The organism is Neorickettsia sennetsu str. Miyayama, assembly GCF_000013165.1.
GTDB classification, from domain to species: Bacteria; Pseudomonadota; Alphaproteobacteria; order Rickettsiales; family Anaplasmataceae; genus Neorickettsia; species Neorickettsia sennetsu.
Map to the genome: position 1 here is coordinate 638,164 of NC_007798.1, position 12,021 is coordinate 650,184.

Genomic DNA, 12,021 nt, shown 5'->3' on the forward strand with positions numbered 1-12,021 from the left:
GTTAAAATGGTGACACTATACCGAACTTTACGGTCTTCACCTTATCTCCTTTTCCTTCTATTAAAGCCTTCGCTACATCGACTCTAAGCACACCAAACGGACTATTCCATACTAAACCCGCGCCAATACTACTCCTTAGTGCATGTGAGTCATAAACTTTTTCCGCAGTAACATCCACACCCGCTAAAGTACCAACCTCATAGAAAAAAGCAGCTTTCAAATCGAGCTCTACAGGCAGCCTCATCGGTACCTGCACTTCCGCAGTACCAAGAATGAAAGAGTTTCCACCTAATGCATCGCCCGTGTCGACATCACGTGGACCAATGCCAAGACTATCAAACCCACGCATTTCGTTGAGGAAAAACCTATTGGCAACATCAACGCCCTGTCCAGAATATCCAAATATATTGCCTGCACGCACAACGAGGCTCAACACAGCGCTTTGATCAAAAATAGAAACAAAGCCACCAGCTTTAAAATCAGATCGTAAGAACTTAACATCTCCGCCAATTCCAGCAAATTTGTTACCGAATCTGACTCCGTAGCCGTATCTAGGAACAAAATAATTATCTAGTTTATTCAGGAAGAGCGAATAACTAACCGCAGAGAGAATTTTGGTTCCAGCACTCCTCTTGACAGATTCAGGCGCGTCACCATCAACATCAAAAATCCTATCGAAGCTCAATGAATAACCAAGATGTAAACGTAAATCATCTCTAAGAGAGTAACTCACTGAACCATCACCACCGACAGATGAGAATTTGTACAATCCATTCGCCTTCTCATTACGGTTCTTATAAAAAACAGACGCACCCGCTGTGATAAATGTGTCGAAGATCCGTTTTCGCTGAAATTCGACAGAGTAATTACTTCCCAAGGAAGCTCTTTGCAACTCAACAACTAAACGATCAGATGTACCAAAGAGGTTATTTTCAACAAAGGAAAAGTTTCCAAAAAAGCCAACATCTGATCCATAACCACCGCTCAGATTTAGCGTCCCAGTAGGACGCTCTTTTACTCTTACCTCGAGTATGAGATTTTGGTCATCAACTTTACGCTCCTCTATATAAACCTCGTCGAAAAAACCTAAATTAAGTATCCGTCTGCGTGAATCCGCAACTTTACTAGGTTGGTACAAATCATTCTCGCTCAAGAGCATTTCGCGCCTGATGACTGTATCCCTGGTCCTTATGTTACCACTTATGTTAATCTTCCGAATCCTATATTTTTTCGTGCTAACAACATAATACGTAACATCCACCCTACCATCTGCATCAGGCTGATACTGAGGAACAACATTAACAAACATATGTCCCCTTTCATTAAGTACACTTAGCAGTGTTAAGGCATTTTCCCTCACAGCACCTATATTGAAAACGGCACCCTCCCTTATCCTGACCTTTTCTTTTAGATCACTTATCTCTATCTCGCTCTTCTCTGAAACAACATTTACCCTGCCAAAGCTGTACCTAGCCCCTTCTTTTAGCTTGAAAACTAGAACAACACCATCCTCATTTTCTCTCTCTTCGAGACCTTCTAGTGAATAGTCAAAATACCCCTTCCCTTGATAAAAATCAGCTAACAGATCCTTATCAAATTCCAATTTCTCCCTAGAGTAGTAATGTGCTGTGCCAAAAAGTCTGAGTATACTCTTTTCCCTGCTCCTAATAACATGCTTGAGGACCCTATCGGAATACCTGATATTACCCTCAAACTCTATTGCTCGAATGACAGTAGGCTTAGCCTCCTTCACCGTCACTTCTACATTGACATTATTTTCATCTATTGGGACAACTCTGTAACTAATAGCTGTTTTCTCTACAACAGAATCCCTATAGTAGGTCTTCAGAGCAGTTATACTATTCTCAAATTCGTGAACATCAAAGATCGCATCTTTTTTGTAGACAAGAATTTTATCGATCGCTGCTCTACTAAGAAGCTTATTCCCTTTAACCACAACATTGCGGAGTATGGGGTTCTCCTGGAGTTTTACCTCTAGAATGCCAGCTGTTAGATCAAGCTCCACACTGCTGAACAAACGTGACGCTGTAAGCCTCTTAAAAACTGCATTCAACTCATCAGAAGTGACATCCTGCCCTACCTCAACATGCAGCAATCCATGGATCGTTGTCTCGGCGACTCTTTTATTACCAGAAATTCTAATTTCGACTACCTCATCCGCAAAGCAAAACCTTGACAAAAAAAGAAGCCAAACCAAAAAAAGTTTTTTTCGCATCAACTACCTGAGAACAAAACGAATATCGTTAAAAACAGCAAAAACAAGGATAGCTATCAATAACAACATCCCTGCTCTTCCTGCCCATTGCTGAAAGCCAATTGCTACTCTATCACCCTTAATCCATTCAATCAAATAGAAAAGCAGGTGCCCACCATCAAGCATCGGTATAGGAAAAAGATTAAACAAACCAAGATTGATCGATAACATTGCCATAAACCACAAAACCATGGTGAATCCCATTCGCATGGACTGTCCGGAGTATTTAGCAATTTTTATTGGACCACCTATAGCATTGGTTTTAGCTTTCCCTGTAATCGTCTGCCAGAGCAGCTTTAGTGTTGAATGAATAACATTACCAATCTCAATCAAAGAGAATCGCATTGCACCCACGACTCCAATTTCGCTACGCTGAATCTTTGATGCTTCTATTCCAAGCTTTGGTAGCTCTTCACGATTACCGAATATATCTTCTCCAACCTCAATCCTTGGAGTTACAGACATAGATATCTCATCCCCATTCCTTAACACAGTGAAAGATACTGCACTATCACGATTCAGGTAAATGAACTTTCTGATTTCGTCGAAACTTGCAATAGGCTTATTGTTCATCGTTAAGATCCTGTCCCCAACTCTGAATCCCGCATGTGCTGCCGGACTATCGCTAATAACAGATGCTACAACTGGCTCAACCGTAACTTTTCCAAAATAACCATATAGGAAAGACAAAACCAAAAAGGCAAAAACAAAATTAGCAAAAGGACCACCAAAAATAACAAGTGCTTTTTGATATAGAGGTTTATAATTCAGGGTTTGAGCTTTCATGCAATCATCCATCATATGAATTTTCTCAAAATCCACAGCACTGCTCTTGTCTAAATCTCCGAACATTTTCACATACCCACCAGCCGGAATCATAGAGAGCTTCCATCTGGTTCCTGACTTATCACTGAAGCCAAATAATTCTTTCCCAAATCCAATAGAAAACTCCTCTACTTTCACACCAAACATTTTGGCAAAAATATAGTGCCCAAACTCATGCGCGAAGACGATCACAGAAACCACTAGCAGAAAGGATGCGAGATATAAAAGTAAACCACCCATAAAATTTTAAAACTAACCTCAGGACTAACTAAACCTTACACTGAAGTGTCATTCCATGTACAGGGTGAAAAGATAATTCTCCAGCACCAAATAGACAGCACATAATGACCTACATATCAGGATTCCAAGACTAATACCAACTAAACGTAAAATATCCTCAGAAATACCGAAAAACTACTGATGTGCTAACAGAGTAAACATTCCCAATTACAGCGAAATATGTGCGATCTTAACCCACCACTTATGATGACGTATTAATTCTGAGTGGGCGTCTCTTAGATTTTCTACAGTGTCGAAAACACCTATACATGTTGGACCGCTCCCACATAGTTTGGTGACCTTATTTCCTTTACAATTTTTAATACTTTTAAGTACGTCGCTTATCACTGGTGCGATTTCGATAGCAGCATCAGTTAAATCATTAGGAAGAGAAAGCATATCTTCAAACGCCTGATGATCCCCTGCAAGATTGGACTCAGCTGAAAAAATACTTCTTCTTTCGCGGAAATTTTTATAAACTTCAGCAGAGCTGACAGGAAAGTTTGGACAGACTAGGAGTATTGGATATACAAGCTTCGACTCTGGCAATGCAACGATTTTTTCACCCATTCCCGTTACGTGACACGGATGGCTATAAAGGCAGGCCAACGTATCAAAGCCAACAGACAAAGCCACTTGACTGAGTAATACTTCCGAGATATTGTGTAGCCCACCGAAATATCTCAGCAACGCTGCTGCATCTGCTGAACCACCACCTATACCGGCAGCAACAGGAAGATTCTTCACTAGAGTAACATTGAAATAACGCTTTGCATAATCATTAACAAATCTGAGAACACGACTTACCGAGTTATCCGCACCTATCGCTTGGGATGCACCAATGAATTTGACTGAGTTCTCAGTTGCAGACGTAGGAACAATTATTATCTCGTCATACAGATCATGCGTGAAACAGAAAACACTATCGAGCAGGTGAAACCCGGATTCATTCCTTCCTGTGATAAGCAGAAAAAGATTAATCTTTGCCGGCGCTCTTAGGGTTAACATAGTAACCCAAAAATAACGAGAGATAGATCACACATCTATATTACTTGCATTTAGGGCATTATTGACAATAAAGTCCCTACGGGGGCCAACGGCGTCCCCCATTAGCATGGAGCACATTTGATCGGCTACGGCAGCCTCTTCTATAGTAACTTTAAAAATTGTTCTGTTGGAAGGATCGAGGGTAGTAGACCATAACTGTTCTGGATTCATTTCACCTAGACCTTTAAACCTTTGCAAGACCATGCCAGCTCTGGCCACTGAATCCGCATCCCTAATGAAAGCAAGAATAGAGTGGTACTCTCCATTATTGAATCTTGCAAAACCAGGGTAAAAAATATCACTAATAGCCTCACGGATTTTAGCCATCTTCTCAAGATCTTCAGGAACAAAAAGTGGAGAGTACTCATATCGGTTTCTCAACCCCTGGAAAGTCCGCTCAAAAAACAAGCTACTATCTTCACGAACAACAGTCCATGCGCCAAAAGAGATAAGAGCCACCCTTTCAGCAAGAAGATGAGGGTCGGCCTCTTCACCACACAGAAAAACCACCTCCAAAATCTCCAAAGGTATCCTATAGTCAAACTTTTCAAGAATTTTCGAGAGAACTAAACATTGCTGCACAACGCGCTTCAATGATTGACCAGTATAAACATTACCATTAGCACCTTCTAATTCTTTACCTTTCACAATACGGTCCAGCAGGTATTCCTCAAGAGCTGCATCATCACGGAGATAAACATCTGCGCCCTTCCTCATCACCTTATACAACGGCGTTTGAGCAATATACAAATACCCACGCTCAACAATCGGACGCGCATAACGAAAAAAAAACGTCAGCAAAAGCGTTCTGATATGCAGACCATCAACATCAGCATCTGTCATGATGATGATCTTGTGGTATCTGATTTTATCAATATTAAACTCCTCTTCTCCTATGCTAGTGCCCAAAGCAGCTATCAAATTTCCTATCTCCGCTGAACCTATAACCTTATGAAACCGCGTTTTCTCAACATTAAGAATTTTTCCTCTTAATGGTAAAACAGCTTGAGTTTTTCTATCTCTACCTTGTTTTGCTGAGCCTCCTGCTGAATCACCCTCAACAATCAACAATTCTGAAAGCTCAGGAGATTTTTCTTGACAATCGGCAAGCTTTCCCGGAAGAGTTGTTATTTCCAGCCCGCCTTTTCTACGAGTGAGATCCCGCGCTTTTTTTGCTGCCTCTCTTGCTAGAGCGGACTCGACTACCTTCCTTGCGATCACCCTTGCAGAACTGGGATTCTCCTCAAGCCAACTTGCCAGCGCATCACTGACTATTTTTTCTATTACAGGCTTGACCTCAGAACTAATGAGTTTCTCCTTAGTTTGAGAGGAAAATTTTGGGTCCGGAAGCTTAACAGAGAGAATTGCGCTCAGACCCTCCCTTACATCCTCGCCGGACACAACAACTTTGTCCTTCTTAATCAGGTTCTCCTTGACAATATAGTTATGCATAACTCTTGTCATCGCGCTCCTAAGCGCAGCAAGGTGTGTGCCACCATCTTTTTGCTTTATATTGTTTGTGAAACAGAGGACATTTTCATAATAAGAATCATTCCACTGCATTGATACGTCTATCGCTATGGAATCAACTCCACCCACAACTCTGATTGGAGTCGAGTGAATAGGTTGCTTGCTTCGGTCCAAATAAGCAACAAATTCTTCAGTACCACCCGAAGAGAAAAAAACTACCTTTCCTGTACTACTACCTTTCCTCATATCAAGTAGAGAAATCCTTAGTCCAGGATTTAGGAACGACAGCTCTCTAAATCTATTCTCAAGAGTGCTAAAGCTAACCTCTGTCGTGTTTTTGAATGTACTTCTCGATGGAAGAAAATGAACTAATGTCCCAGTTTTATCACCACACTCCCCGGTAACAGACAAAGAGCGTACTGTTTCACCATTTTCAAATTCCGCGAAGTGAACTTTCCCATCTCTGTAAATCGTCAACTTAAGCCAATCAGAAAGGGCATTTACTACCGACACACCAACACCGTGAAGACCACCAGATACTTTATAGCTGCTCTGATCGAATTTCCCGCCAGCATGCAGTTGCGTCATAATCACCTCGGCTGCAGACACACCTTCTCCATGCATATCTGTGGGCATACCACGCCCGTTGTCCTCAACAGAGATCGACCCATCAACATCAATGACAACCTCTATAGCAGTACAATAGCCCGCAAGGGATTCATCTACGGAATTATCAACAACTTCATACACCATTTGATGCAACCCTGACCCATCATCTGTGTCTCCGATGTACATTCCGGGTCTTTTCCGAACAGCTTCAAGACCCTTCAATACCTTTATCGAATCTGCTGTATAATCCGTGTTACTCAATGTGGTCGAAATAGTGTAAAAGCCACAGGGATTGTATCAGAAAGAACGTTATAGTGAAACATTTTAGGCCATAAGAAATCCACACAGCCACTTTCAATAGGTAAAAATATTATTTCCCGCACTATGAAAAATTATAAGTCTAAAAATGGCTCAGGCATCTTTTTCTGACTTTGTTAGCTGCAAGGAAGAGTTTTGTCGCCCCGTGATATTTTCGTTGCAATTCTGAAACAGCAGTCTATAGGCAGACAAAGTCTCCTTTTAGCAGAGAAATAACTAGCAATGAATCCACTTTGGGGTCTTTTGTTCTACTACTACCAGTGATACAAATTACCAGTTAAGCATGATAAGGGTCCCCCTCATGAGTACTTTGGAAGTAGATGATCTAGCCCCATCTTTTTATCTCCCTTCAAGTATGGGTGGAATGATAAGTCTGCAGGATTTTCTGGGGAAGGCTGGTCTTGTAATTTATTTTTACCCGAAAGATGATACTCCTGGCTGCACTCAGGAGGCAAAGGATTTTAAAGAACACATTGCGGAGTTTAAAGAGCTCAATGTTGTTGTTATTGGTATATCAAAGGATAATCTCAGGGCACACAAGAATTTCTCCACAAGGTACGACCTGCCTTTTCACCTATTGTCTGACGAATCAACAGAAACCATACAAAAGTACGGAGCTTGGGTAGAGAAATCCATGTTTGGGAAGAAGTATTATGGTATAGAACGCAGCACCTTTGTCGTGGATCTAAATGGAAAGGTTAGAAAATTGTGGAGAAGAGTGCGGGTATCGGGACACGTTAAGGAGGTTCTAGACTTTTGTAGGAGTAATCAGTTCAGGAATGCATCTTGAACTTTCTCAGTTACTCGCGTCGGAAACGAGCTAGCCTTGTTCTTAATTTCCTAACGGTGAGGCAGGTTTTTATGAGAAGTATTTTCCTTTTCTTTGTCACATGTAATTAATGTATTTAGCTTTGTTTAAATTGCTGCCTGAAGCTGCTCGCTGAAATTGCATCTGTAAATGTTTTACACTCACCTACTTGTGGTAGGACTATACCTTCTCTGTATTTTTCTCTTTGGGTTCGTTCGTAAGAGGGTTAGTGCATCATTTAAAGAATATATTCTTGCAAATAGGTCGGTGCACGAAATAATCACTGGAATAAGTCATGTTTCTTCCGAAATCAGCGTAGGAACCTTTACTGTAGTGGCAAGCATGATTTACACAACTGGGTTCTCGCGGCTTTGGGTCGATCTAGGATTCTTTGTGTTTAGCATACTCTCCTGGCGACTCTTAGCCGGACGTTTGAGAGTACAGAGTGAAGAGAGCAAGGACGCGCTTACGATTCCGCAATATCTTGCAAACAAATTTGATAGCAAAACGGTTGGAATTTTTGCATCACTAATCATTACTCTCTTCACCACGACGTACATTGGTGCAAATATGCTTGGTCTTACAAAAGTTCTTTCCAAAGTGGTAAGCCTGGAGTCCAACTTAGTAGCAGTAGCGGTGCTGATTGTTACATTGTTGTATACTACTGTAGGCGGCTTTAGATCTGCTTCCCATGTGAACGTTCTTCAGGGGGCAATAATGCTTTTAGCGACTTGCATACTACCGCTCTCACTACTAATAAAGTTCGGCTTAGAACCACTAACCACTTTCTTAAAACAGAGTGGGTCAAGTGCCGTTGGTCATCTCGACATTACACAAGCAGTATTTTACTTCAGCTTCGCCTCGGTAATGTTTGGAACACCACACACAATTGGAAAATTCTTAGCTATAAAATCTCCTGACAAATTGAACACTGCTCGGAATACAAGCATTATCATAAACATCATAATCTACCTTGGCATAGCAATATCTGCAGTGTACGGAAGAAAATTACTTCCATCTATGAAAGATACAGAAATGCTACTTTTGAACCTAAGCGAAATGTTTACCAGTCCACTTTACGGTAGCATGATAATAATCGCGATCCTGGCCGCCGTAATGAGTACGATAGATGCTCAACTGATATCAAGTGCAAGCTGCATAGCTAACGATATCTATAGACACATTACATCGAACAGAAATGATATACATCTTATTTTCGCCACAAAACTTATGATAATATTTGTAGGTGCATTAGCCCTTTCAATCTCATTAATTTTCAACCAATCTGTTGGAAAACTAGCAATCTTTTCTTTGACAGGATTAGGGGCTTCAATAGGACCAGTGATATTATTCAGTCTGTACACAAAAACCAGAAATAAAATACCAGCTCTGCTTGGCTTGACTTCTGGAACAACGGCAACAATACTTTTGACAATCTTTAACACCTCTGACATTCACTACAACATGTTGCCTGCGTTGTGTATTACGGCTGTAGTAATGCTAGCCTCGTCCTGTATAACTGGACGCACGGTGAAATGTGTTGAGTCTAACAATTAAAGTGATTGTATCTAGCCCGAATTGGTTGCCTATGAAAAATTTGATCCCGTTTTTTTTAGTCGTTATTGCTTTTTTCGCTTTTTCTGATTGTTACGCTGCCTCACCAACCAAGAAGGAAATATTAGAATTTCTAAAACTACAGAATAAAGATCACAACGTTGTGTTGGATTTTAAGGAGCGCTTTGGTGATAGACTGACAAATGTTGATTTCTCTGGACTGGATCTTGGTAAAGTAACGTTCGATGGAATGATAATAGAGAACTCTTCTTTCGATCGTGCAGTTTTCACAAGTCTTACAATCAAAAATAGCGTCGTAAATAACTCTACTTTTTACAGTACAATTATCTACAAAGGACATATCGTAAGCAGCCAGTTGGATGGCGTGTCTATTATCGAATCGGATTTAAACAACACACAAATAGAAAAATCTGAGCTAAAAAATGTCAGAATTCTGAAGACACATGCTCCCTCGCTTATACTCGATGATAGCAAGCTAAACAGCATCATAATCAGAAACTCCGATATTTTGGAGGCCAAATTTGGAAGAACCGTCCTTGCTGAAAGTGAAATTTCTGGAAGTGATCTCTCCAATATGAGAATGGAAGATTCGAAAATTACCGATTCTCGACTAACGGTCTCAAAGCTCATAAATGCAAAGATGTCCAAGAGTACGCTTACAAACAGCACCTTACACGGAATAGAATTATCAGGTTCTCACATGCGTGATACTCAGATATTTTCCTCAGAGATAACTAACTCTGACCTTCATCGAAGTAGACTGTACAACTGTCATTTAGAGAAAGTAAGCATGCTAAACACCGATTTTGGCTATGCATCAGTTGAAGGTACCTCATTTATCAAAGCCGACTTCTCCTCGGCATCTTTAGAGGGATTACATATAGGAAGCGCAACTTTTTCAGAATGCTGTTTGTGTAACTTCAGCTCACAAAACATTACGATCGATTCATCAGCAATAACCCATTCGTCTATAAGCAATGTAAAATTGTATGACAGCGAAATTGCAGATACCTCGCTAAAAGATTCTAGTATTGCAAATCTTAGTATCTCTAACTCAGGGTTTCTTGATACCGTACTTTTGGACGTCAATGGCAAGAGTATTGCAATCAAGCATACGCAAATAGATTCTTTGCTTCTCCAAGGGGATTTTTCAGATATAACAATAGAGGACTCACAGATCGTGAAGAGTTCTTTAAGGAATCTCAAATTACAACTGCTGTGGCTGCTGCATTCTCATATAAACAACACGCAGGTCCAAGATGGCACGATATCTAAAAGCAATTTCTTAGCTAATACCTTTATAGACAGCTCAGTGGACAATTTAACGATCGCCAAATCAAGTTTCACTGAAAACAATTTTGTTGGAACAAATGTAGGAAATATTTCATTTACAAAGACACTTTTCACAGAAAAATTTATAGAGGGCGTTTCTTCCAAACTCGCCCAAATGGGAGCAATTGTCGGATTGTCGAATTTTGAAAAGCTCATTGCAAGTGGAACGTATGATTTCACAGATGTAAACTACTCAAATATCGACTTCAGTAAAATTGATTTGGGAAAGGTAAATTTCAAGGGAGCAATATTAAGGGAAAACATTTTTAGTGAAAATAAACTACACGATGTAGACCTTACGAAAGCTGATCTAGAAGGAAGTACCTTCCATAAATAAATGTTAACTCAAAGGAAGATTGCGCATGCGGAAGGGAATTCTGTTTATAATCTCCTCCCCTTCTGGTGGAGGAAAAACGACAGTAGCGGATTTCTTGGTCGGTCAGGACTTATCTATTAAGCGGTCCATCTCATTTACCACCAGGCAACCCCGTGGAGAGGAAAAGGATGGTATAGATTATTATTTTGTAAGTAAGGATGAATTTAATCGATTGCTACAAGAAGGAGAAATGCTCGAGCATGCAACAGTTTTGCAAAATCAATATGGGACCTCACATAGATACATAGAAGAAACTCTGGCACTTGGTATAGATGTTCTTTGTTGTATAGACTGGCAGGGAGCTGAGCAAATTCGCAAGAAGACCAATTGCATTTCCATATTTCTTCTACCGCCTAGTTTGCAAAAATTAAAAACACGGCTAACCAGCAGAGGCACAGACACAGCAGACGTTATTGAATACAGACTAAAAGTTGCGCTTGAAGAAATTCAACATTTTTCAAAGTATGACTACGTACTTGTGAATGATGACCTGACGGAAACAAAACAAAAGGTACTCTCAATCATCACCGCGGAGAGAGAGAAACTTGTACAAAACCACCGAGTGGTAGAATGCTTTGTAGCATCACTACTCGAACAAACCATATGATGCACGCTGTGCTAAGTATCACTCACTGTGCATGAACGAATTCCTGCTATCTAGAACAGGCCATTCATACTTAGTGCTTGGTAAGTTATTTCCCTCTTCCCTTGTGTATACCGTGAGAAATCAGGGACTGTGCTTTTACTTTCAGTTGCCATATACCCATTTTGGGAAAATTCGATCCCATAAGATTTTTTAACGTCGTCATGTATAGCATGTTCCTTTTTATTACCATACTGGTCCACTTGCCTTGAGGCTTTGCTATTCCGACGATCTTTGGATCTGAACCAAGATGCCTATTGAGTTCCTCTAAGTCTATGCTTCTGTAGTATTGATCTTTTATTCTGCGCTGCTTCTCCTTGTGGTACTCTTTGTGTTCATCGTCTTCAACTGTACCAGAAAATTCCTCTTCACGACCAACACGAGGAAAAAAAAATGATCCCAGTGCACAAAAGATCACCAACAAGACCAAGCCAAAAACTATGTAAAGCATTACACCCCCTTAC

At 40.5% G+C, this 12,021-nt stretch carries 9 protein-coding genes; 4 read left to right on the forward strand and 5 right to left on the reverse strand.

Annotated features, from left to right (window positions below; genetic code table 11):
* Window position 1: 1 nt before the first annotated feature.
* From bamA to gyrB, 4 genes are all read right to left on the reverse strand, one after another.
* Window positions 2–2,236, reverse strand: a complete 2,235-nt coding sequence (gene bamA / locus NSE_RS02915) for an outer membrane protein assembly factor BamA (protein WP_011452100.1) — start codon at window positions 2,234–2,236, stop codon at window positions 2–4.
* Window positions 2,237–2,239: 3 nt separating this feature from the next.
* Complete coding sequence (gene rseP / locus NSE_RS02920) at window positions 2,240–3,340, reverse strand: RIP metalloprotease RseP (protein WP_011452101.1); 1,101 nt, start codon at window positions 3,338–3,340, stop codon at window positions 2,240–2,242.
* Between the two features lie 207 nt (window positions 3,341–3,547).
* Window positions 3,548–4,387: a 4-(cytidine 5'-diphospho)-2-C-methyl-D-erythritol kinase gene (locus NSE_RS02925; protein WP_011452102.1), complete on the reverse strand. Its 840-nt coding sequence runs from the start codon at window positions 4,385–4,387 to the stop codon at window positions 3,548–3,550.
* Window positions 4,388–4,414: 27 nt separating this feature from the next.
* A complete protein-coding gene (gene gyrB / locus NSE_RS02930; RefSeq protein ID WP_011452103.1) occupies window positions 4,415–6,766 on the reverse strand; it encodes a DNA topoisomerase (ATP-hydrolyzing) subunit B in 2,352 nt (783 codons plus the stop codon).
* Between the two features lie 358 nt (window positions 6,767–7,124).
* On the opposite strand from gyrB, the gene NSE_RS02935 reads away from it, so the two are divergent.
* From NSE_RS02935 to gmk, 4 genes are all read left to right on the forward strand, one after another.
* Window positions 7,125–7,613, forward strand: a complete 489-nt coding sequence (locus NSE_RS02935) for a peroxiredoxin (protein ID WP_011452105.1) — start codon at window positions 7,125–7,127, stop codon at window positions 7,611–7,613.
* A gap of 168 nt (window positions 7,614–7,781) precedes the next feature.
* The gene (locus NSE_RS02940) at window positions 7,782–9,188 is read left to right on the forward strand and encodes a sodium:solute symporter family transporter (RefSeq protein WP_011452106.1); all 1,407 of its coding nucleotides are present in this window, start codon (window positions 7,782–7,784) and stop codon (window positions 9,186–9,188) included.
* 31 nt (window positions 9,189–9,219) lie between these two features.
* Window positions 9,220–10,875, forward strand: coding sequence for a pentapeptide repeat-containing protein (locus tag NSE_RS02945; protein ID WP_049821609.1), 1,656 nt, complete (start codon window positions 9,220–9,222; stop codon window positions 10,873–10,875).
* Window positions 10,876–10,900: 25 nt separating this feature from the next.
* On the forward strand, window positions 10,901–11,521 hold the full coding sequence (gene gmk, locus NSE_RS02950; RefSeq protein ID WP_011452108.1) for a guanylate kinase: 621 nt from the start codon (window positions 10,901–10,903) through the stop codon (window positions 11,519–11,521).
* 85 nt (window positions 11,522–11,606) lie between these two features.
* On the opposite strand, the gene NSE_RS02955 is transcribed toward gmk, so the two are convergent.
* The gene (locus tag NSE_RS02955) at window positions 11,607–12,008 is read right to left on the reverse strand and encodes a hypothetical protein (RefSeq protein ID WP_041917519.1); all 402 of its coding nucleotides are present in this window, start codon (window positions 12,006–12,008) and stop codon (window positions 11,607–11,609) included.
* Between the last annotated feature and the right edge of the window lie 13 nt (window positions 12,009–12,021).

Coding starts and splice junctions, on each gene's coding strand:
- NSE_RS02935 (WP_011452105.1), top strand. CDS start 7,125: ATGAGTACTTTGGAAGTAGATGATCTAGCCCCATCTTTTTATCTCCCT.
- gmk (WP_011452108.1), top strand. CDS start 10,901: ATGCGGAAGGGAATTCTGTTTATAATCTCCTCCCCTTCTGGTGGAGGA.
- NSE_RS02945 (WP_049821609.1), top strand. CDS start 9,220: ATGAAAAATTTGATCCCGTTTTTTTTAGTCGTTATTGCTTTTTTCGCT.
- bamA (WP_011452100.1), bottom strand. CDS start 2,236: ATGCGAAAAAAACTTTTTTTGGTTTGGCTTCTTTTTTTGTCAAGGTTT.
- NSE_RS02925 (WP_011452102.1), bottom strand. CDS start 4,387: ATGTTAACCCTAAGAGCGCCGGCAAAGATTAATCTTTTTCTGCTTATC.
- NSE_RS02955 (WP_041917519.1), bottom strand. CDS start 12,008: ATGCTTTACATAGTTTTTGGCTTGGTCTTGTTGGTGATCTTTTGTGCA.
- rseP (WP_011452101.1), bottom strand. CDS start 3,340: ATGGGTGGTTTACTTTTATATCTCGCATCCTTTCTGCTAGTGGTTTCT.
- NSE_RS02940 (WP_011452106.1), top strand. CDS start 7,782: ATGTTTTACACTCACCTACTTGTGGTAGGACTATACCTTCTCTGTATT.